Annotated in this window: 25 protein-coding genes and 1 pseudogene; 14 read left to right on the forward strand and 12 right to left on the reverse strand. The window is 53.6% G+C overall.

Annotated features, from left to right (window positions below):
* Window positions 1-591: 591 nt before the first annotated feature.
* A complete protein-coding gene (locus tag E1H13_RS22185; RefSeq protein WP_240966789.1) occupies window positions 592-2,046 on the reverse strand; it encodes an aspartate aminotransferase family protein in 1,455 nt (484 codons plus the stop codon).
* Between the two features lie 233 nt (window positions 2,047-2,279).
* Between E1H13_RS22185 and E1H13_RS22190 the strand changes: the two genes are divergently transcribed.
* The gene (locus E1H13_RS22190; protein WP_169616798.1) at window positions 2,280-3,179 is read left to right on the forward strand and encodes a hypothetical protein; all 900 of its coding nucleotides are present in this window, start codon (window positions 2,280-2,282) and stop codon (window positions 3,177-3,179) included.
* Window positions 3,180-3,469: 290 nt separating this feature from the next.
* On the forward strand, window positions 3,470-3,826 hold the full coding sequence (locus E1H13_RS22195; RefSeq protein WP_169616800.1) for a hypothetical protein: 357 nt from the start codon (window positions 3,470-3,472) through the stop codon (window positions 3,824-3,826).
* An 8-nt stretch (window positions 3,827-3,834) separates the two neighbouring features.
* Here E1H13_RS22195 and E1H13_RS22200 read toward each other — a convergent pair whose 3' ends face one another.
* Window positions 3,835-4,551, reverse strand: coding sequence for a TIGR02466 family protein (locus tag E1H13_RS22200; protein WP_169616802.1), 717 nt, complete (start codon window positions 4,549-4,551; stop codon window positions 3,835-3,837).
* A gap of 131 nt (window positions 4,552-4,682) precedes the next feature.
* Here E1H13_RS22200 and E1H13_RS22205 point away from each other — a divergent pair, with 131 nt between their 5' ends.
* The 4 genes from E1H13_RS22205 (at window position 4,683) to E1H13_RS22220 (ending at window position 8,851) form a co-directional block, all read left to right on the forward strand.
* A complete protein-coding gene (locus tag E1H13_RS22205; protein WP_169616804.1) occupies window positions 4,683-5,018 on the forward strand; it encodes a HepT-like ribonuclease domain-containing protein in 336 nt (111 codons plus the stop codon).
* A 401-nt stretch (window positions 5,019-5,419) separates the two neighbouring features.
* Window positions 5,420-8,017, forward strand: a complete 2,598-nt coding sequence (locus E1H13_RS22210; protein WP_169616806.1) for a DNA polymerase III subunit alpha — start codon at window positions 5,420-5,422, stop codon at window positions 8,015-8,017.
* Between the two features lie 91 nt (window positions 8,018-8,108).
* Window positions 8,109-8,354, forward strand: coding sequence for a UPF0175 family protein (locus E1H13_RS22215; RefSeq protein ID WP_169616809.1), 246 nt, complete (start codon window positions 8,109-8,111; stop codon window positions 8,352-8,354).
* Window positions 8,351-8,851 carry a DUF3368 domain-containing protein gene (locus E1H13_RS22220; RefSeq protein ID WP_169616811.1) on the forward strand — a complete coding sequence of 167 codons (501 nt, stop codon included), beginning with the start codon at window positions 8,351-8,353 and terminating at the stop codon, window positions 8,849-8,851. The genes E1H13_RS22215 and E1H13_RS22220 overlap by 4 nt, the downstream gene beginning before the upstream one ends.
* On the opposite strand, the gene E1H13_RS22225 is transcribed toward E1H13_RS22220, so the two are convergent.
* Complete coding sequence (locus E1H13_RS22225; protein WP_169616796.1) at window positions 8,806-9,180, reverse strand: hypothetical protein; 375 nt, start codon at window positions 9,178-9,180, stop codon at window positions 8,806-8,808. The genes E1H13_RS22220 and E1H13_RS22225 overlap by 46 nt on opposite strands.
* Between E1H13_RS22225 and E1H13_RS22230 the strand changes: the two genes are divergently transcribed.
* The 8 genes and pseudogenes from E1H13_RS22230 to E1H13_RS27005 all read left to right on the forward strand — a co-directional run bounded on the left by E1H13_RS22230 (window position 9,179) and on the right by E1H13_RS27005 (window position 13,933).
* Window positions 9,179-9,502 (forward strand): hypothetical protein, encoded by a 324-nt coding sequence (locus E1H13_RS22230; RefSeq protein WP_169616813.1) that lies wholly within the window; start codon window positions 9,179-9,181, stop codon window positions 9,500-9,502. The two genes, E1H13_RS22225 and E1H13_RS22230, sit on opposite strands and share 2 nt — an antisense overlap.
* 1 nt (window position 9,503) lies before the next feature.
* On the forward strand, window positions 9,504-9,797 hold the full coding sequence (locus E1H13_RS22235) for a type II toxin-antitoxin system RelE/ParE family toxin (protein ID WP_169616815.1): 294 nt from the start codon (window positions 9,504-9,506) through the stop codon (window positions 9,795-9,797).
* Window positions 9,794-10,042: a hypothetical protein gene (locus E1H13_RS22240; protein ID WP_169616817.1), complete on the forward strand. Its 249-nt coding sequence runs from the start codon at window positions 9,794-9,796 to the stop codon at window positions 10,040-10,042. The genes E1H13_RS22235 and E1H13_RS22240 overlap by 4 nt, the downstream gene beginning before the upstream one ends.
* A gap of 48 nt (window positions 10,043-10,090) precedes the next feature.
* Window positions 10,091-11,224, forward strand: coding sequence for a PD-(D/E)XK nuclease family protein (locus tag E1H13_RS22245; protein WP_169616819.1), 1,134 nt, complete (start codon window positions 10,091-10,093; stop codon window positions 11,222-11,224).
* 132 nt (window positions 11,225-11,356) lie between these two features.
* Window positions 11,357-11,566 (forward strand): annotated as a pseudogene (locus E1H13_RS28125) (hypothetical protein).
* A 13-nt stretch (window positions 11,567-11,579) separates the two neighbouring features.
* Entirely contained in the window at window positions 11,580-11,843 is a 264-nt protein-coding gene (locus tag E1H13_RS22255) for a hypothetical protein (RefSeq protein ID WP_169616821.1), read from the forward strand.
* A gap of 115 nt (window positions 11,844-11,958) precedes the next feature.
* Window positions 11,959-12,639, forward strand: a complete 681-nt coding sequence (locus E1H13_RS22260) for a hypothetical protein (protein WP_169616823.1) — start codon at window positions 11,959-11,961, stop codon at window positions 12,637-12,639.
* Between the two features lie 427 nt (window positions 12,640-13,066).
* A complete protein-coding gene (locus E1H13_RS27005; RefSeq protein WP_206070847.1) occupies window positions 13,067-13,933 on the forward strand; it encodes a lysozyme inhibitor LprI family protein in 867 nt (288 codons plus the stop codon).
* A 169-nt stretch (window positions 13,934-14,102) separates the two neighbouring features.
* Here the strand turns inward: E1H13_RS27005 and E1H13_RS22270 are convergent, their stop codons facing one another.
* The 9 genes from E1H13_RS22270 to fumC all read right to left on the reverse strand — a co-directional run bounded on the left by E1H13_RS22270 (window position 14,103) and on the right by fumC (window position 21,343).
* Window positions 14,103-14,789, reverse strand: a complete 687-nt coding sequence (locus E1H13_RS22270; protein ID WP_169616825.1) for a GNAT family N-acetyltransferase — start codon at window positions 14,787-14,789, stop codon at window positions 14,103-14,105.
* Between the two features lie 45 nt (window positions 14,790-14,834).
* Window positions 14,835-15,965 carry a DNA polymerase III subunit beta gene (gene dnaN / locus E1H13_RS22275; protein ID WP_169616827.1) on the reverse strand — a complete coding sequence of 377 codons (1,131 nt, stop codon included), beginning with the start codon at window positions 15,963-15,965 and terminating at the stop codon, window positions 14,835-14,837.
* Window positions 15,966-16,655: 690 nt separating this feature from the next.
* The gene (locus E1H13_RS22280) at window positions 16,656-17,189 is read right to left on the reverse strand and encodes a universal stress protein (RefSeq protein WP_169616829.1); all 534 of its coding nucleotides are present in this window, start codon (window positions 17,187-17,189) and stop codon (window positions 16,656-16,658) included.
* 47 nt (window positions 17,190-17,236) lie between these two features.
* Window positions 17,237-17,362 (reverse strand): hypothetical protein, encoded by a 126-nt coding sequence (locus tag E1H13_RS27770; protein ID WP_256378553.1) that lies wholly within the window; start codon window positions 17,360-17,362, stop codon window positions 17,237-17,239.
* A 251-nt stretch (window positions 17,363-17,613) separates the two neighbouring features.
* Entirely contained in the window at window positions 17,614-18,006 is a 393-nt protein-coding gene (locus E1H13_RS22285) for a DUF2358 domain-containing protein (protein ID WP_169616831.1), read from the reverse strand.
* Window positions 18,007-18,032: 26 nt separating this feature from the next.
* A complete protein-coding gene (locus E1H13_RS22290; protein ID WP_347404205.1) occupies window positions 18,033-18,356 on the reverse strand; it encodes a pentapeptide repeat-containing protein in 324 nt (107 codons plus the stop codon).
* A gap of 119 nt (window positions 18,357-18,475) precedes the next feature.
* Window positions 18,476-19,432, reverse strand: a complete 957-nt coding sequence (locus E1H13_RS22295; RefSeq protein ID WP_169616833.1) for an RsmB/NOP family class I SAM-dependent RNA methyltransferase — start codon at window positions 19,430-19,432, stop codon at window positions 18,476-18,478.
* Between the two features lie 122 nt (window positions 19,433-19,554).
* The gene (locus E1H13_RS22300) at window positions 19,555-19,734 is read right to left on the reverse strand and encodes a hypothetical protein (RefSeq protein ID WP_169616834.1); all 180 of its coding nucleotides are present in this window, start codon (window positions 19,732-19,734) and stop codon (window positions 19,555-19,557) included.
* 208 nt (window positions 19,735-19,942) lie between these two features.
* Window positions 19,943-21,343: a class II fumarate hydratase gene (gene fumC / locus E1H13_RS22305; RefSeq protein WP_169616836.1), complete on the reverse strand. Its 1,401-nt coding sequence runs from the start codon at window positions 21,341-21,343 to the stop codon at window positions 19,943-19,945.
* Window positions 21,344-21,436 lie beyond the last annotated feature (93 nt).

Genomic DNA, 21,436 nt, shown 5'->3' on the forward strand with positions numbered 1-21,436 from the left:
GATGTTGAGTTTTCATCCTTCTGCCTTCCTCCTTCTGCCTTTCCCAAAATCTCATTACCCCGCAAGGGGACGGAAACCGTAAGCAAGGATGTAGGGCCTACCCGTGCGTAGCAGGATGAAAAGACTTTGGTTTATCGCCCATTCTTCTGAGCAGCATAGACCCTGGCCTGACTGACTGACACAACGCCGAAAAGCTTTGATCTCTCGTAGGTTGGGTGGCGCGATAGCAGAACCCAACAAGCCTGAAATCCTCGGCGGATGTTGGGTTTCGCTTCGCTGCACCCAACCTACATTGGAGATGTGTCAGGCAATCAGGATCCTGGCTTCTAACAGATTTCCCGTTCTCCTAAGAAACAAAACCTAATCGATGCCAAAACACCCTGATTGTCGCCAAACTGGAAACAGTTTTGTTTCTTCCACTTTGTGCTCACCCCAGCGGGGTTAGTGGGAAGCTGCCTTCTGCCTTCATCCTTCTGCCTTTCCCAAAATCTCATTACCCCGCAAAGGAACAGAACCCTGGGATCTGAACCGGCGTTATAGAGCTCCATTACGGGAAGCCACGATCGCGTCTACACCCCACCACCTGCCCCATCACCCCGACTCAACTGCGTACCGATCGATCGCCTCAAACAATCGGGTAATCTGGTCATGCGTAGTGTAGGGGTTCAGCAGCACCGCCTTTAGCCACCGCTGTTGCCGGAAGCGGGGCAGGGATAAAAACGTCTGCTGCTGACTGAGCAACACCTGTTGCAGCTGGGCGTTCCAGGCATCCCATTGGCTGGGGGGCAAGCTGGGGGGGCAGCCCCGGAAGCAGGCCAGGTTCATGTCGGGCGGGCTGGCCAATTCCAGGTAAGATCGCTGGCGCACCTGGTCCACAAAATGGGCCGTGAGGGCATAGCCCGCATCGATTAGGGCGGCACAGCCGGTTTTGCCCAGGTGCTGTAAGGTCAGCCACAGCTTGAGGACATCGGTGTGGCGGGTGCCCTGAATAGAAATTTCCCCCAGATTAGTCCAGTCGGCTTCGGTGTTCATGTAGGGAGCCAATACCCGAAAGTGACTCTCTAGCAGGCCCATATTGCGGAACAGCACCGAGGCACAGGTTTTGGTGACGTACAGCCACTTTTGGGGGTTAAAGGTGATGGAGTCAGCCTGCTCGATACCCGCTAACCGATGGCGATGGCTGGGAGAAAAGGCGATCGCGCCCCCATAGGCCGCATCCACATGGAACCAGAGATTATAGGTTTTTGCCACCGCTGCGATCGCCGGTAGGGGGTCAATGTTGCCCGTCACCGTTGTCCCCGCCGTGGCCACCACCGCAAAGGGTTGCTGGCCCAGGGCCAGGGCCTTTTTGATTAACTCCTCCAGCGCCCCCACATCCATATGGGCATTGGGGGTAGTGGGCACCAGCACCACCCCATCTAACCCTAGCCCCAACACCATGGCCGCCTTTTGAATTGAGGTGTGGGCCATCTCTGAAGCAAAAATCACTGGCTTTGCCGCGATGGGAACCAGCCCCCCCTGCAAACAGCCCAGCCGCTGATTACGGGCCACGGTCAGGGCCTGCAAATTGGCTAGGGTACCGCCACTGGTCAGCAGTCCCCCGGCCTGATCTCCCAGACCAAATAGCTGGGCAATTTCGGCCATCAGCAATGGCTCTAGCCGCGACAGAGCTGGCGACATTTCCACACTCAGCATGTTGTTGTTGAGGGCGGCAGCCACCCAGTCCCCCACCAGGGAAGCGGTGGTAGGCAGTGGATCCATATGGCCCATGTAGCCCGGATGGGCTGGATTCATCGACTGGGCCATAATCGCCTGGAGATGATCCAGCAGGACCGCCATGTCCGTCGGTTGCTCTGGAATCGGCTTAAACACCGCCTGTTGTGTGAGGGGCAGTGGCTCATAAGCTCCAGCTTGCGTCAAATACTCGACAATCTGCCCCACGACGGCCTGCAAAACAGTCTCAATCGCCTCTCGATTGTGACCCTGGGGATGACTAAACGCGGTAGCAGGCAGAACAGGTAAGGCCAAAATACTAGGCATCAACATAAACACAACTACAGTTAAGAACTAAAACGTTCTACGGTGATACCAAACTTAGCTCGCTATACCTATAAGTAGGTCCGTTAGGTAGGTCCGTACTGGCTACAACCAGACTGTAGCGGCATCAGACCCCACCTATTGAAGCGTTGGTTTATCACCCAGTTTAATCATTTAAGCCACTCAATAAGGGTCAACCATGACCTAAATGACTGTTGAAAAATTTGCCCAAGGAGTATCCCATGAACTGGCAAAAACTCAAGTTTGCGTTCCTCGGGTTCCTATCTGTTTGTTTCGTACTGTGGAGCGGCGTTGCCTTTGCCCAAGACGGCAGCCATGACATCCAAGTGGTCAGAGTTGGTAGTGACGCTGTGGTTACAGAAAATCAAACCGTCACCCAGGCAGTGGCGGTGCGGGGAAATGTCACCATTCAATCGGGCGGACGAGTCACAGACCAGGCGGTTGCCATTGGGGGCGATATCACCCTGGAGCCAGATGCTCGGGTTGATGGCCAGGTGGTGGCGATTGGAGGCACCATCATCCGGTCAGAAGGTGCCGTGATTGGTGGCCAGGAAGTGGAGATCTTTGCCGGTCTACAGGGCATCCTGAACCGGTTTGGGGTCTTTGGCACCCTATATATGGTTAATGTGAGCGCTCTTCTGCTATCCCTCGTCGTCGTTGCCATTTTTGGCGTATTTTTGCTGCTGCTATTGCCCGGTCATCTACAAGCGATCGCCGCTACGATCAGCCAGCATCCCTTTAAGAGCGGCATGTGGGGGATCGGGGCCTTGATTGTGGCCACCTTAACCACAGCTTTACTGGCTGGCAGCATTTTAGGAACACTGCTGATTCCGATTGTCAATTTAGTGATTGCGATCGCGGGCATTGTCGGCTGTACAGCCACGGGCCTTTGGGTCGGGGGCAAGGCCACCGGGCACCTCAGCTTCCCATTCATGAAAGCGTTCTTCATTGGTCTCTTAATCTTGGCGTTGATTAGCCTAATTCCGATCGTGGGCGGACTCCTGGTTTTGATGGTCAATCTGTTCGGGTTTGGGGCGGTGTTTCTATCTCGGTTTGGGGTCTTACAACCCAGCCACATTGAAAAGACCTTTGATCAATTTGAAGGAGAAACCGCTGTTTGAGCACCAGGGCTGACCCTATGGAAACCCTTAGGTTAAGGGGTTAGCCCCCAGCCATCGTCCCTGACTGGGGGGTGGCATCAAAAACTTGTAGGACCCCGCCGCCTAGCAAGGGGGCACCGCCATCGCAATGTCGCCACCACAATGTCGACAGACAGAGAAAGGGGTAAACCCTCGGCATGGCTGAGGGGAAATCCGCGCCGTTACTTGGGCGACAAAGTCAAACACTGTTCACACATCTTAATTTATTTGACTAAAATAAAACCTGTTATCCTCCCACAGGTCTAATCACTATGTCATTCCTTAAGTTTCCAGTCCGCAGCGTGATCCGGCGTCTTACCCTGGTTTTACTGGCCGGTATGATTTGGCTGCTCTCCAGCCTATATGCCCCCGCCTATGCCGAAAACTCTCCCGATGTCGAGCGCTATATTGCCGCCGATGGCACCGATTTAACCGCTGTGGCCCAGTGTTTACCCAAACAACTCAGCCAGGGTAATCTGGCCCGGGTCTTGCGAGAATCCCAGAATGATTTTCTAGAAAAGGTCTTTGATGTCAAGGATAACTACAGCGATTACAAGCTCGACGATAGCGAGGTCGAGTACTTGGCTTGCCTAGAGAGTAAAGGTTTTGTGTCACAGGTTAATCGTTAAGGCGATCGCTACCCTGGTTGTCTGGACTCAAACCGCCGCCATTGGCTAGGGGGCGGCATCAAAAATTCGTAAGACCCCGCCGCCTGACCTGGCGCCGCCGTCAGCACAATGTCAAACGAGAGAGAAATCCGCAACCCCTCGGTGTGGTTCAGGGTGACGCCGTGGCGCTGTTTGGCCGGAAACAGAATCAGACGCCCTTCGGTGGGCAAATACAGGGCCTGGTCCTGATTTAGGTAATTCCAGGTGTTGATAATGTCAGTGTTTTCGCCCCCCAGCCCCGGACAAACCTGATTAGGGCGCATATCGTCAAAAAAGGTGAGGCAACCCGCCTGATCGCTGCCCGATTCTGGTACCGCCACATAGTACACGGCGCTGATGTGGGCGGTGTTGTGGCAATGATCGCCCACCTCTTGCTGGTGGCGCGACACCACCGGCCAGGCTCTTTGAATATAAAGGTCAACCTGGCTCAGATCCAGCCCCAACTCTTGCAGGTAAAGCCAGGTGTGGGCCTCCACCTGGCGAACCACCCAGGTAAAACGGGGATCGGCGTGAATTTGCTCAACCCCGTGCAGGTCACCGGTCCAGGCCATTTCAGGAAAGTTGCGGTGGGCGTAGCTTGCAGCTTCTAGATCCAGCACTGCCTTGACCAAAGTAGCTCGGTGTTGGGCGGCATCGGGCAGGTCTTCGTAGTAAATCGCCAGAGGAAACCAAGTATCAACAGGCATTAGACCATTCTTTGAAGCTCTTCTGAATTTTAACTGGGCACTGGCCATCTCCAGCCGAGAAGTTGTTACATTAGAGGCGATCTTTGCCTGGTCCCCCGGCCAGACAGCCCCCAACCCCCGATTAGGCGATCATGAATCACGATCTTGGCTCGTTACTCATACTTCAGCAGACCGCCCAACTTAGCCATGATCAGCTCAGGGCATGCTCCCAGGACGACTTTGACCACCATATTCGGCTGCAAGCTACCGTCACCCACCATTTGCTAACGGTAGCTGCGATCGCCCGTCAGTTGCCAGAGGCCACTAAGCAACAGGTCGCCGCCGTAGACTGGGTGAAGCTACAGAACCTGCGAGACAGTCTGGTTGATGACGCCGACAATCTCCAGCCAGATAGGGCTTGGCAATGTGTTCAAACCGACATATCGGCATTGCTGGCCACGTTGTCCCCTTATTTGCCCCCTAACTAGGGGTCTATCAAGTCAGAAGTAACGGGTCAGCAGGGTCTGCGGTTCGCGGTATACGGCTCACGGCTCGCCTTAAACCGCTTCCTGTGAACCCTCAGTCACATCTCCCATCATTATTTTGTCGACTGAGCATTAGTGGTTGGTCAATTCTACATTTGTAGGTTGGGTGGCGCGCCACCCAACAAGGCTAACTGCTGTTGGGTGACCCTACGTTTCACCCACTCATGGCTGTACCTCACCAGCCCCTACATCTAGGGGCCCAAAAAGCATTATTGATCTAAACCTACTAGATGTAGGCCTATAAATCCGCTACCCTTAGGAGCAGAGCAAGGGGGCATCGGTTCAGCTTGGCTTGCAGTCGGCGCCCCAAAACAGTAAAATTGTACTACTAACACAGCGCTGCCATGTCCTTTGTTGGCCTCCATATTCACAGTGCCTATAGTCTGCTCGATGGGGCCAGCCAGCTTCCCCAGCTCGTGGCCCGGGCCCAGGAATTGGAGATGCCAGCGATCGCCCTAACGGACCATGGCGTCATGTACGGCGCGATCGAGCTGATTAAGGTCTGCAAGGGGGCGGGCATCAAGCCGATCATCGGCAACGAGATGTACATCATCAACGGCGACATTGCCCAGCAACAACGTCGCCCCCGGTACCACCAGGTGGTGTTGGCCAAAAACACCCAGGGCTACAAGAACCTGGTGAAACTCACCACCATCTCCCACCTGCAAGGGGTACAGGGCAAGGGCATTTTCTCTCGCCCCTGCATTAATAAGGATCTGCTAGAGCAGTACCACCAGGGGCTGATCGTCACCAGCGCTTGCCTGGGGGGCGAAGTACCCCAGGCGATTCTACAAAAGCGGCCCGATGTGGCCCGGCGGGTGGCCCAGTGGTACAAAGACCTGTTCGGCGAGGACTACTACCTGGAAATCCAGGACCACGGCTCCCCCGAAGACCGGGTGGTCAACGTCGAGATCCTCAAAATCGCCCGGGAACTGGACATCAAAATCATCTGCACCAACGACAGCCACTACATTTCCTGCAACGATGTGGAGGCCCACGACGCCCTGCTCTGCATCCAGACCGGCAAGCTGCTCACCGAAGATAAGCGGCTGCGCTACAGCGGCACCGAGTACCTGAAATCTGCCGACGAAATGCGGCAGCTATTCCGCGATCACCTGGACCCAGCGGTGATCGAAGAATCCATCGTCAACACCCTGGAGGTGGCCGAAAAGGTCGAGGAGTATACCGGCATTCTGGGACAGCCCCGCATTCCCGACTTTCCAATTCCCGACGGCTTTGATGGCGCCCCCGACTATATGGCCCATGTGGCCCGGGAAGGGCTGGTGGCCAGGATGAAGGCGACCAGCTATGGGGAGATTGAGCCGGAATACCGCGATCGCCTCGAATACGAAATCGAGATGATGATCCAGATGGGGTTCCCCACCTATTTCCTGGTGGTGTGGGACTACATCCGCTTTGCCCGCGACAACAACATCCCCGTCGGTCCCGGTCGGGGCTCAGCAGCCGGATCCTTAGTAGCCTACGCTATGGGCATCACCAACATCGATCCCATCCACCATGGCCTGCTGTTTGAGCGCTTTTTGAACCCCGAGCGCAAGTCGATGCCTGACATTGACACCGACTTCTGCATCGATCGCCGGGACGAAGTGATCAAATACGTCACCCGCCGCTACGGCGAAGACCGGGTGGCGCAGATCATCACCTTCAACCGCATGACCTCCAAGGCGGTGCTGAAAGACGTGGCCCGGGTGTTAGACATTCCCTACGCAGAGTCCGACCGGATGGCAAAGCTAATTCCCGTCGCCCGGGGCAAGCCCGCCAAACTGAAGGTGATGATCTCCGACGACACCCCCGCCCCCGAGTTCAAAGAAAAATACGAGAACGATCCCCAGACCCACCGCTGGATCGACATGGCCATCCGCATCGAAGGCACCAACAAAACCTTTGGTATGCATGCCGCCGGGGTGGTGATCTCTAAAGATCCCCTGGATGAAATCGTGCCCCTACAGCGCAACAACGACGGTCAGGTGATCACCCAGTACTACATGGAAGATGTAGAAGCCCTGGGCCTGCTGAAGATGGACTTCCTGGGCCTGCGCAACCTGACCATGATCCAGAAAACCCTGGAGCTGATTGAAGCCACCCACGGTGTCAAGTTGGATCCCGATCATCTGCCCATGGACGACGCGGCCACCTTCAAGCTACTGGAGCGGGGAGACTTGGGCGGCGTGTTCCAGCTAGAGTCCTCCGGTATGCGGCAAATCGTGCGGGACCTGAAACCCGACGGTCTAGAAGATATCTCTTCGGTGCTGGCCCTCTATCGCCCCGGGCCGCTCGACGCCGGGCTGATTCCTAAATTTATCAACCGCAAGCACGGGCGCGAAAAAATCGACTTTGCCCACGAAATTTTGCAGCCCATCCTCAAAGAAACCTACGGCATCATGGTCTACCAGGAACAGATCATGAAAATTGCCCAGGACATGGCGGGCTACTCCCTGGGCCAGGCGGACCTGCTGCGGCGGGCCATGGGTAAAAAGAAAATGTCCGAAATGCTGAAGCACCAGGAAAACTTTATCAACGGTGCGGTGCAAAAAGGTGTACCCAAAAAGGTGGTGGAAGAACTGTGGGACCAGATGGTGAAGTTCGCCGAATATTGCCTCAGTGCCGATACGGAACTGCTGACCCTGGAATATGGCCCCCTGACCATCGGCGAAATTGTGGCCAAACGTATCCCTTGCCATGTGTTTAGCGTGGATGACCAGGGCTTTGTCTACACCCAACCCATCGCCCAATGGCACGATCGCGGCCAGCAAGAAGTGTTTGAATACCACCTCGATGACGGCAGCACCATTCGTGCCACCGCCGACCACCAATTTATGACCGAAGCCGGGGAGATGATGGCGATCGACGAAATCTTCCAGCGTGGGCTAGAGTTAAAGCAGGTGGAAGCCCCCTGGCCACAGGTGCTGCGGTGCGCTTGATGCACAGCTTAAGAAGAGTCAACGTCCACTGCCACCCCTGCGTAGATCACCTATCCTTGAATTAAGGTAAGGCATTTTTTTTGCTTAAGCTATGAGCGTCACTATTCCCGATGACATTGTTCAGTCAACCCAGATGACGGAGGAAGAACTGGAGGTTGAAATTGCTATCATGCTGTACAAGCAGCAAAAGATTAGCAGCGGCAAAGCTCGTGCCTGGACTGGGTTAACCGTTATCGAGTTTCAGCATGAACTGGCAAAACGAGGGCTGTTTATCAACTACGATGTAGAGGATTTGGAGGCAGATATTAAAACGCTACAATCCCTAGATCTACTGTGATTGTAGTTAGTGACACCTCGCCAATTACCAATCTCGCCGCTGTTGGCCAGCTAGATTTGTTACGCCAACTTTACAGAACTATTGTCATCCCTGAAGCGGTTTATACCGAGATGGTAGCCGCAGGTAAGCCTGTGCCCGGTGCGATTGAGGTACAGACTTTATGTTGGATTCAAGTTCAAAGTATTGACGATGTTCAAAGGGTTGCTGCCCTGCAATCTAGCCAAAATAATATTGATTTGGGCGAGGCAGAGGCGATCGCTCTAGCACTAGAACTCAAGGCAGAGTTACTTTTGATGGATGAGCGCCGGGGCAGGGTCCTAGGTCAAAGTTGTGGCCTTAATGTGACTGGACTGCTTGGCATTTTGTTACAGGCCAAACGCAAGGGGCTAATCCCGTTGGTTAAACCCGTAGTAGATGAGCTAATTGAAAAAGCTAATTTTCGGCTCGACAATCAGCTATACGTCACGGTTCTGGGATCTGCAGGTGAGGCGGAATAGGAGTCAATTGAAACGTTACTGCTGTAAAGATTTTGGGCGATCATACGGTTGCTTCGGTAGAGGCTAGTACACCAAGCAGAAATCAACCTACTGTTCAGGACGCTTAAAATCCTTGCGCAGCAACAATTTTTCACCTTGAACTTTGCATTTTGAATTCCGCGTAGCGGTACTAGCTGACTGAGCAATGCATTTTCTTGAGCTTGGGTTTCGGTGGGTTGTAGTTCACAGCCCTCTTCTTTGGCAACGGCCAGCAAAAGAAAATGAATCAGGCGCAGCTTATCTTGATGAGTGAGCTGGCTGACGGCGGGGAGTAATTCGGTCAGGGGCATGGGTTTGGCAGCGCTCTGTAGCCACTATGGTAGCTTACGCAGGCTATGGATCGGTCATAGACTAGCTTCTCTACAACTCTTCTACAACGTTAAGCAATGTTGCAGCGTTGTCTACACCCAACCCATTGCCCAATGGCACGATCGCGGCCAGCAGGAGGTGTTTGAATACCACCTCGATGACGACAGCACCATTCGCGCCACCGCCGACCACCAGTTTATGACCGAAACCGGGGAGATGATGGCGATCGACGAAATCTTTCAGCGTGGGCTAGAGTTGAAGCAGGTCGAGGCCCCCTGGCCGCAGGTGCTAAGGTGCGCTTGAGATGTATGACATTGAGTTTACCCAAGGTGCCATTGATGACCTGCGGTTTCTGAAGAAGAATGAGCAGCAGCAAGTAATTGCTGGCATTGAAAGTCAGCTTTTGTATGAACCTAATGTCGAGACCCGAAACCGTAAGCGCCTCCGCCCCAACGATGTTTCAGAGTGGGAGCTCAGACTAGGCAAGTATCGAGTTTTTTACGATGTTGAGGCAACTGTAAGAATTATTAAAGTTGAAGCCATTGGCTATAAGGAAGGCAATCAGCTATTTATTCGTGGAGAGCCATACCAGCTATGAAAACTGTTTCGCTACTAGATTTATTAGTCCCTCTAGCAGAATTGCTAGAACAAGCTCAGGAAGAAGCCCTAATTCTAAAAACTCCCGATGGCAAAGAGTTTGTCTTAGCTGCCCTTGATGACTTTGCCCATGAAGTAGAGCTAACTCGACAAAATCCAGCATTAATGGCGCTTCTTGATCGACGTGGACAAGAAGAATCGACAGTTAAGTTATCAAGCTTAAAAGCTCAGCTTGGCTTGGAGTAAGGAGTCTGAGAAAGCCTTCTTTAATCCCATTATCCAATTGAGGCAGTCATGGCCCTTTTCAAGCAACTTCTCAGACTCCATAAGGGCAATGTGCCCTTAGAGGATTTCTTTACTGAGATTGTTGCTTATTTTCTGAGCGAAAACAGGGACATTTTATTTTCCTGGCTTGAGTATAGCCATATTCTAGAGTCAGGTAATTACGCAGGAGCTAACATTGCCACACAGAAAACCTATAAACACCCTATCAGAGGTGATGAAAAGAGACCTGACATAGTCATTAAGCTATCGAATGGAGAGAGTCATGATCTTATCTTCATTGAAAGTAAGGTAGGCTCGTCGGAAGGGTATAACCAGTTATCTGATTATGCAGAGATCCTAAACTCACTTCCTGGATATCGGCACAAAGCTTTGATATACATAACCCGAGATTTTGATCCAAAAGAAGAAGCTAAAATTCTCGAAAATATTCCTGTCTCTCCAGTTAAATTTAGTCAGTTGCGTTGGCATCAGTTTTATCAATTCTTGGCCACGCAAACAGACTCTGAGATCAAACAGGAAATCATCATCTTTATGCAGGAGCACCGTATGGCGCAGAGTAATCAGTTTACCTCTGTTGATATATTAGCGCTAGCAAACTTTCCTTCGGCACTCAAGCTGATGGAAGCAGTAATGTGGAATGAGGTTTTAGCACGTTTTGAAGAAACCCTTGGCATGAAAAAGGGTCGCGAAATCAGAAAGCGTCGGGCACTTCAAAATATCCAGTGGCGTGGTCGCTACATAATGGTTGCTTGGATGCCGGAGAAGTGGTTGTGTTTTATGGGTTTCTTCATGACATCCTCTATTCCTCTAGATTATCCAACTGTTCGACTTGTTCTGGAAGTAGATCCTAAGTCTCCCAAACGAAAAGAAATCATTGAGGAGATGAGGAAGATTTCCACTCAGCGCAGTTGGAAAGCTAATAACTTAGATGAACCAGGCTCATGGGCCAGTGTTTCATTAGATAAAAGTTTAAAAGACTTCATATCGCTAGATGACCATGTGTACGAAATCAAAGAGTTCTTCCTAAATTCCTTAGAAGAACTGAAAGAAGTGAGGCAGCAGTATCCTGAATTACCCTGGGGAACTGTTCAAGATAATGAGATGGAGGCTGAGGAAGAAACACAGGATGAGCAAATGGATTGATTGTAGTGAGGCAAGTTGAGACCTCACCAATGTCCAGAGCTCACAATTAACTCTGGATTGGTTCACACAATTCTATAATTTAAAAATTTAGAGTCTGGATTGAGCTAGGTTGTCAAGAGCGAGGAAGAACCGATGGTTGAAGTTGTTGAAATACCAGTTGAATTGGCTCAGTTTCAGCTACCCCAAGCTGTTCAAGATCGCCTGCAATTGCTTCTAGGTAGCCAAGATCAAGGGCAGGAGCTTTCTCCACCCGAACAGTAGGAAGCTAAAGGACTTGTTGAGTTAGCTGAGTTCTTATCTTTGCTGCGTTTGCGCTCAACACGGGTCATGAAACAACTCTAAGGAGATGAAGGTTATGCTTAAAGCGGTTGAGGGAGTTTATCGAGACGGGAAAATAGAGCTTCTTGAGGAGCCAGTAGCCTCGGAAGGAATGCGTGTGATCGTGACGTTCTTGGATGAGTCAGTAGAGCTAGTTGGGTCAGTTGTGACATCTGACGCATCAATTGATTTGGAAAGTCGAGGGATTGGTATTGAACAGGCCGCAAACCTGCGATCGCGCCTGCGAACCTTTGCTGAAGACTGGAACAGCTCCGAAATGGATGTTTACGATGAGCTGTAGGCGTAGTGATATAGTTCTGAAGGCCTGGTGGAGGCGATCGATCAGTTCACGGAAGACTTGCCAGATGAGTAAAGATTGATCACAAACGGGATGATCGCAGCGGGAGCAGATAACCATGGCACCGATTCAACTTTCCTTTGCTAATCTGACTCTGGCCGATCTGCGTCCTCTGGTGACGATTCAGGATGCCGGGGTACAACCCTACCCCTGGACAGACGTCAGCCAGCTCACATTGTCAGCCACCGTGCAACGTCAGGTGACGGATATTCAAACCCGCATCAGCCAGGATCGCCCCCAGCTGATGAACGAGGCCACTGTTTGGGCAAGGGCCATCTATCCCCTGCTGATGCTGGCCGAGCAAGACGTTGTGCGGGCTTGGGCACAGGTGCCGCTGCGGGCAGCCTACCCAGCCTTTGATATCTCTGGGGTTGCCGATGGCGTGTTGGGCAAAGGGCTGGCGGGCGAGTTGGAGGCTCCTTACCTGGTGGTCGTAGAAGCCAAGCGCGGCATTGAGGCCCAAAATCCCCAATATCAGCTCTACGGCGAAATGCTGGCGGCAGCCAGGATGAATTGGGCGCTGGATGGGCAAGACACTCAAATTATTTTTGGCTGCTACACCGTAGCTGACGTATGGACATTTGTGCGAGGTCAGGTATTGGACATAGAGAGCCATCATCCATCGCTCTATCTAGAATCTTCCCAGGAATACAGTGGCAAGCTAGAAGCCGAAACCGTTGTGAAAATCTTGCAGCAAATTGTGGCTAAGAGATTAGCAACCTACAGTCAGGCCGCTTAATCCAGCTGCCATGGAGGGTATATGTATGAGTGTTATGGAATTAATTCCCCTGCACAACCCTTGACGACATCAAGCTATGGCCCGGGCTGAAGACGCTGATTCGCGTCGAGAGTGAGCGCCAATTCAAGTACGGCGGAGAGCTCCGTCGAGAAACCGAGACTCGCTACTATATCGCCTCGTTTTTAGACTTTACGCTCAACCTCTATGGATATCTACGATGAGCTATAGCCCTGGCGATATCATTGTCTTTTCTGCCAACACAGTAAACCTGCAGAATCAGCTCCAGGCAAAAGATCCCAGCATTCCTGAAAAGCTATGGCAGTTATAGAATCGGGATAACGCCGCTCCTTCCTGGGCTGTCGCCTCGCTAGGGTTGGACTATACCTGGACGGGTCAGCCGTCCCTGCCCCTTAGCCGACGAGCCATCATGCCCATATTCCGACCCCACACATTCTCCCCAAGGGTGCCCCGACAAAAGTGGGGTGCGATCGCCCTAATCCTGGCCCTAGCCACCGGCTGCCATAGCACCCCCGACACCTTCACCGACTCCACCCCTACCGATCCCCAGGAAATCACAGAAACCGCAGACATCGCCTCCCCCGAGACCGAGTCGCCCCAACCAGGAGCCCCAGCCTCTAGCGCAGAGCCAGACCGCCCTACCAAAGCCGAGACCGAAACTGCCAAGCCCGCTCAACCATCCCCCCAAACCTCATCTGCCACCGGCCCAGCCCAGCTCTCTTCTCTGTCTGACCAGAAGGCTGTCGCTGCCCCAGAGTCCTGCCAAGAGCCTCTGACCCAGCGGGAAATGACCGAATGTGCTGCAGATACCTACCGCCAAACTCAGGGCTTCCACCGGGACTTCCTAGAGGGCCGACTACCCCACCTGCCAGCCCCCCAGCAAGCCCAACTGCACACCGCCGAAACCTATTGGAGTGCCTTCCGCGATGGCCACTGCGAACTGGCCGCCAGCCGCGTCGTCGGCGGTACCCTGGAACCCATGGTCCGCCTGGATTGCCTAAACGAAACCACCCACGATCGCATTGCCGCCCTGGCCACCCCCTACGGAGCAAACTCCTACGCCACCGCTGATGCAGCCTTAAATCGCACCTACCAAGCCCTCAAATCCCACCTTAACCCAGAAAAACAGGACCAACTCGTTGAGGTCCAACTCGCCTGGCTCGACTACCGGGATGCCGCCTGTGAAATCGTACCTGACCAAGATAGTTGCCTGGCCTACCTGACAGAAGCCCGCACCTACCGGCTTGAGGCCCAAAAACAACAGTGGAAGTTGTAGCGTACCCTCCAGCCATGCCGCTACCCCATAGCGATCGCGCCCAACTAGGGGGCAAGAACAGGTTCAGGCAAAGTCGATTGGGGTGGGCTTCTTCTAAATCGTTAGGTTACCCTGCAGGAAGCAAGCTACGGTGCCTTAAGCCCACTCACAAGAGATCTGCGATCGCGTACTAGCGAGTCTTTCTGGCGTCAAGGACCTGCTGCATCAGGTGAATATCTACATTTTTGCAGCCCGTGAACGGACGTTTTCCGTTTACAACCAACGTGCTTACAGAAACGGTTTGCAGACTGGTGAAGCCAGATTTCTCATGCAGCCGACGCGATGCCAGGCTGGTGCACTCTGCAAACGCGCAACGGAAACCGCCAGTTCTGGCGTCCACAAGAGCCGTTTGCAAAAGGCGTGTGGCAATACCCTTCCCTTCATAGTCTGGTGCAACTCCAATCGCAGCGACGTGGAGACACGTCCCCTTCCCCAATCCGAGCATCTTCTTCATCGGCCTGCGAACTTCCTCCGACAAGGCCATTACGGCCGAAAGGAGTTCTGCCTCTTGATCCATCAGAGGCTCCGGCATCTGGGAAGCACCCTCCGCAGCCGGGTCGTCGCACACAATAAACCCGACGATCCGATTCGCCTCCGCCCGGTCCCTTGCGACCCAGTAGCGCCCCTGGGAAAGCACATGGCTATCTGGCCTTGCATACATCGTCTGCATAATAGAGAGCATACGCTCTCTGCTGAGACCGATGCACTTCGTCAATGGTTCACGTTGATGAAATAGATCAACATAAAAGCTAATAAATTCATCGATTTCATGGGCATGAACTCGATCTATGTGGATCGAACGACTATCTTGGGTCATACTTATCGCTCAAGGTCGGCACACAGCCCTTGACCAATAGCTGCACTAGCTGCGAATTTGCACCGGCATCACCAAATAGGTAATTTTGGTTTCCCCTAACGGAATAAAGATCGCTGGGCTAGTCGCAGCATTACATTGCATTTGCACCTCAGTGGTATCAAAGGCTTTTAGTCCATCCAGTAAATAGCGCACATTAAAGGCAATATCCAGATCATCGCCGCTGATTTGGGCCGGTAGGGTTTCACGACCACTGCCCACTTCTTGGGCCTCAGCCGACAGAGAAACCTGCTGGTCGGTACTGTTCAAGGTAATTTTGATGATGTCGTTTTTCTGACTAGCCAGCACCGCAACCCGTTCCAGGCTGGCCATCAACCCACGGCGATCGATAGTTACCTGTCGGGCAAATTGCTTAGGCAACAACTGTCGGTAGTTGGGGTATTGGCCCTCTAGCAAACGAGTCGTAAGCTTTTGGGCGCCTAAATCAAACAGCACCTGTGTCTCATCTAAGCGCAGAGAAACAGGCTGATTAGAGGTATAACCTTGAATCATTCGATCCAATTCGCGCAGCGCCTTAGCGGGAACCGTGACATCCATGGTGGGAGGCTCTCCCCCAGATTCATCTACGGTTTGCACCACCGCCAGCCGATGACCATCGGTGGCGGCAAATTCTAGGGCATCGGCATCAGACAACAAATGCACACCGGTTAAGACTTGCTTGGTTTCGTCTGCACTGGTGGCAAACAGGGCCCCCTTCAAACCGCTAATCAATGCTTCTGCTGACAGGGTAATGGCATCCCCTTCAGCGACGGTGGGCAACGAGGGATAGTCTTCAGCGCCAAGGCCTCGCACTTCATAGCGTCCAGAGGGGCAGGTGAGGGTAACCGTTGTACTGTCGTCTTCAGTTTCAATCGCAATATCGTCATTGGCCAGGCGCGAGACAATATCGCTCCAAAGCTTGGCAGGCAGCGTTAGGGTACCCGACTCATCCACCTGGGCAGCAAAGCGGCTTTCAATCCCCAGTACCTCATCAAACCCGATCAAGGTGACCGTCTGGGTCTCGACATCAGCGTTAACCAGAATATTGCCCAGCACCGGTCGACTGGGGCGAGATGGCACAGCTCGGCTGACTGAAGCCAATTGGCTGTTGAGCTCACTTTGGGGACAGACAAACTTCATAGGGCCAAAACGAAGGAACAGGGGATTAAGCATGCCCACGGAGGACATTTTTGGGTGCACCCAAACTGAATGCAACCAAAAGCAAGCCATAACAATCAAGCTCTAGCAGTATCTCATTTTTGCATGATGCGGGGTGCCCCTAAACGGCCAAGACACAGAACCGACATAGATGTGAAACCCCAAGGGAAAGAGTTGATCGGTAAAGCACCTGGCTGCATTGGAGGCCAATCCTATCACTGTTTTTAGGGTGGTTCAATTTTGGTTTGTTAGTCATGGTGTGGGCTTCCGGATTTTAAAATTTTAAAGATATAGTCGTAGTCGTAGAGGCTGTGGAAACTGAGGAAAACGGCTCAACCTCTTTCGCGATGGTGATCAAACTATTCCAGCTCTTGTGGAAAACTTGTGTAGAACCAGCCTGAGTTTCCACAACTCTGGACGCTCCAGGGTTTCTTTCCCCATGCTTGCCCAAGTTATCCACCCAACATGAATGACTTTTCCACAGCAAATCACCATTTTTCCACAGGCGATCGCCCCGCATGACGTCATAAAACGTTACATTTGCAGGCCGCAGTAGGGTTAATCGTAGAAGTCACTAGTGTTGGCTGGCAGGCGTGCGGCACCCTTGGTTGAGGGTTGCAGGGGCCGGGGGTTAGGTTGCAGGAACAGTGGGCCGACCGATGTAGCAGGGTATTAATCGACGGTGGTGGTGGTGGCTGCCGCTGGGGATGCCTCGGTGGTCAGAGCATCCTCCTTGATCACCAGCACAGAGCAGGGGGCATGGTGCAGCACATAGTTACTCACGCTACCCAGCATCAGTTCTGCCAACCCCCTGCGGCCCCGATTGCCCACAATGATCAAGTCGGCATCCCACTGATGAGCCGCAGTGCACAGGACTTTGCCTGGGTTACCCACCAGTTGCCGAAATTCAGTGGGTACACCCGCCGCATTGGCGGTACCAGAGTAGCGCTGTAACCGCTCTAGACTGGCGGTTTCGTAGCGGTCCCAGTCAACTCTCCAGGCTTCAACATCAATTTCAGTGCCCGGTACCCAGTAGATGGAGTCCAGGCGAGAGTTAAGGGGCAGCGGACCGCCATCATCATCCCCAGAGAGGCTGTGTACCAGCAATAGAGCTGACTGGGTCGCCCGGGCCAGGTCTAGGGCCTCAGTAAAGAGGCGATCGCTAGTCTCGCTATTGTCTATGGCAACTAGAATTTTTTGGTACATGGGTTAACCTCGTAATCGTGGAGCTGGGGCAGACCTGTCAACAGGGACTAGGAATGGGAGCCATGGTGCTCCAGCCTGGGCAATAACCAGCACAGCAAAAGCACCAGCCCCAAAGCCCCCAGCTTGGCAAGCAAGTACAGGGTGTCGTGGTAGGTCAAAAGGGTAGACAACATGGGGTTATCCTCCTGGAACGAGGCCTGGTTCCTTTCCGTGATCTGCCGTTGGCTAGGGCGATAACGGCGGCAGGTAATGGCTCACGATTGGCCGCTATCGGCTAGTCACTGCTGGGGACTCTGCAGCCTGAATGTCTTGGATCAGGGGCAGTTCCACTTCTATTGTCTCTCGCTACGTCTAGAACGAGGCCGCAATGCAATGAAGCGTCATCTGGGCTTGTTACGTAAGGAAACAGAGAGAGCGGAATGGGCTAATCGGTGGGTTGTTGCCCAAACAACTGCCCCAGCACCGATAGACGAGAGCAATCCCAATAGTCGATATGGGAGATGATTTTACCGTCATCCCCCACTCCCAATTCGCTGTGTCCGGGAATGCTCATGGGGGGCCGCCAGGGCACTGGCGCTACCCACCTCAGGGTCCATTGGGTTTTAATTTGGCTTGGGCTGGTGTAGCCAATCTGGTGCAGTTGCAAGTCAATATCGCGAAACCAACGATCGATAAACCCAATCATGGCCTGGTAACGGCGTACTCCCCGAAATTCATTCAAGGGATCTTTGAAGTAAACGTCGTCGGCATAGAGGTGATAACTTTGATGCTTCGGGAACTGTTGGTAGTCCCGACGGATTTGTTCGAGCAGGTCCATAGGTGCTAAGGGTTACAGCCGCTGAGTTAGTCGTGAATGGTGCCATCCGGCATTTTTGTGCCCTTCAGATGGGCACAGGTGAGATTCGCACCATCCAGATTAGCCCAACTTAAATCAGCTCCCCTGAGGTCGGCCCAACTGAGGTCGGCTTTGCCTAAATTGGCCCAGCGCAAGTTAGCATGGCGCAGATTCGCTCGGGATAAATGGGCATCTTGCAAATTTATGCCGCTGAGTTCAGCAGACTTCAAGTCGGCATGATGAAAGTCCCGCTCACCAGCGGCATAGAGCATTTGCAGTTCTGTTGGGTTCATCGATGCGATCGCCCCTCGATACTGGCTTGGGTTAACCACTGTTCCAATTGGGCTCCCAAAGCGAATTCTGTTGGGGCTGGCTCAAGCCCTGCTTTACGTCAAGCCCTATTTCACTTCTAACGGAAAAAACAGCAGTGTTTCGGAGTGATTCAAAAAACTTATTGGCCGCTGTAAATTTCCATCCCCTTGGCCGCTAGAAATGAGGGCTGGATTGTCCCCTGCTCCTCTGAGCGATTGCGAAATAGGCTGGTAAAGCCGCCTGCCCCTACCCCCGCCTGGGGCCACAGCCGATAACAGGGGAAATTGGCCAAAGGAGACCTGTAACCCGCTAATCCGGGCACCTCCATCGCCTCAAACTGGGGGAACTTGTTCAACAGCCACTGGCCCACCTGCTCATTCTCCTCTGGGGCAAAGGTGCAGGTCATATAGGCCAGGTAGCCGCCCCCGGCCACAGTCTGGGCGGCGCTGGCCAAGATCCGCTTTTGGCGGCTGGCATTTTTCTTGATGGTCACCGGATGAAAACAGCCCAGGGCTTTGTCGCCCTTCGCTAACAAGGACTGGCCGCTACAGGGGGCATCCACAATCACCACCGAGGCGGTTTGGGGCAGGTGCTCTGCCAACTGTTGCAGGTCTTGATTGAACACCAGGGCCTCAGTCACCCCACAGCGTTTGAGGTTAGCAATTAAAATCTTCACCCGCTTGCGAATCACGTCGTTGCACCACAGGTGTTCAGGGGTTAAGGCCCTTCGCGCCAGCAGACTTTTGCCCCCCGGTGCGGCACAAAGGTCCAGGACTGCGGCCACTGGGGCGGGAATGGTGTCTAACACCGCTGCCGCAAATACTGACGCCATATCTAAGCAGTAGTAGGCTCCGGCCTGATGTAATGCATGCTGCCCTGGACGCTGATCCGGTGACAGCCGATCGACCCAGGCGGGCTGCCAAGGGAGCGGTGGCTCTAAGATAAACGGCACTGTGGCCGGACGGGAGTGAGTCCAGAGGATGGCGTTGGGATAGGGCTGCGGGCAAGTCAGTGCCTCGATGAAAGCCGCCTGGTCGTCAGCCTGGGGAAACAGGCGGCGACTTAACTTCAAGAGCAGGTTAGAAGGGGGAGCCATAGGGCGGCATTATCCCACAGCACTGGCCGCCTGACCGAAAAAAATCCCCTACGGTAGCTCAGCTACCGTAGGGAGGACTGTCACGTCTGTCTGAAAACGGGAAACCCTTGATCATGGCAGCCCTAGAGGCCACTGCCAAACCCTCGGGAAAGAGCTAACCCCATGTGGGTCAGTCTGTCTGAGGTCCAGACGTCACCTCCCTGGCGAGGGTTTGGGGCTAGGGCGTAGGGGTTGAAGGCCTGCCCCAGCCAAAGGCTGAATCGAGTCAGCTGCTCGGTTGTCCAAATGTGTAAGGTTTTCATTGGGCTTACCTCCAGGCTAAGGAGATGAGTGTCTTGAATCAACAACTCTCCACAGATTTAAGTCTAAAAATTTGCTGGCCATGATACAAAAAGCAGCTTGAATACAGGTATGAGTAACGTTGATAGACCAAGTCCAGTTGGGGGCTGGAGGGTTTCCCCCGGCAGAACTCCAGGTCTGGACTGGGATTTGATATATATCTACCCTGCTTCAAGGCTGGGTCATCCGGCGCGGATCAACCACCTGGTCAAACTCCTCGGCAGAAATAGTGCCCAACGCCAGGGCTGCCTCCCTTAGGGAAAGGCCGTGTTCAAAGGCATGATGGGCGATCGCAGAGGCCTGGTCATAGCCAATCACCGGGTTCAGGGCGGTGACCAGCATCAGGGACTGTTGCAGGTACTGCTCAATTTTCTGGCGGTTCGGGGTCATCCCCGCCACTAAAAATTCAGCAAAGTTGCGGCACCCATCCCCCAGCAACTGGGCCGACTGCAGCAGATTAAAAATCATCATCGGTTTATAGACGTTCATCTCTAAATAGCCACTGGCCCCGGCAAAGGCCACAGCGGCGTCATAGCCCATCACCTGAACCGCCACCATGGCCAGGGCCTCACACTGGGTAGGGTTGACCTTGCCGGGCATAATCGACGAGCCCGGTTCATTTTCTGGGAGGCGCAATTCGGCCAACCCAGCCCGAGGACCGCAGCTCAACAAGCGAATGTCATTGGCAATTTTGTAGAGAGACACCCCCAGGGTCTTGAGCCCCCCACTGGCCATGACTATGCCATCATGGGAGCCCATGACTGTGAACTTATTGGGGGCTGTGACAAAGGGCAACCCAGTCTGGGCGGCAATGTGGCGAGCTGCGGCGGCGGCAAAACCAGGGCCAGCGTTGAGGCCAGTGCCAACGGCGGTGCCGCCCAGGGCCAGGGGATAAAGCTCGGGTAGGAGCGCCTGCAGTCGAGCCAGGTTGTCATCCAGCAGCCCGACATAGCCGGAAAACTCTTGACCCAGGGTGAGGGGAACGGCATCTTGCATGTGGGTGCGGCCAATTTTGACGATATCTTCCCAGGCCTGGGCTTTGGCGTCCAGAGCATCCCGTAATTGCTGCACATACGGGATCAGCTGGCGGGTCAGGGCCTGGGCGGCAGCCATGTGCATCGCCGTCGGGAACACATCGTTAGAGGACTGGGACATGTTGACATGGTCGTTGGGATGGATAGGGGTTTTGCTGCCTATCACCCCTCCGGCCAACTCGATCGCCCGATTGGCAATCACTTCATTCACATTCATGTTGCACTGGGTACCGCTGCCGGTCATCCAGACATGCAGGGGAAAGTGATCATCCCACTGTCCAGCGATCACCTCATCGGCGGCCTGCACAATCAGGTGGGCTGTGGCTGGCGGTAGCTTGCCTAACGCCTGGTTGGCCAGGGACGCTGCTTTTTTGATTATCGCGATTGCATGTACCACCGCCAGCGGCATTTTGTCTTGGCCAATGGAAAAGTAGCGAATCGACCGCTGGGTTTGCGCCCCCCAATACCGATCAGCAGGGACATCAATGGTGCCCATGCTGTCAGTTTCCTGGCGGGTATGTCGGGTAGGCTCAACCATCGGGGCTATCTCCTAAATCAGCAGCGATCGCATATCCTCACGATTCAACCACAAGATCCCGTCATTCCTCGCCAGCGCAGACACATTGGGCCG

The sequence above is a fragment of the Nodosilinea sp. P-1105 genome (assembly GCF_012911975.1).
Taxonomy (GTDB): domain Bacteria; phylum Cyanobacteriota; class Cyanobacteriia; order Phormidesmidales; family Phormidesmidaceae; genus Nodosilinea.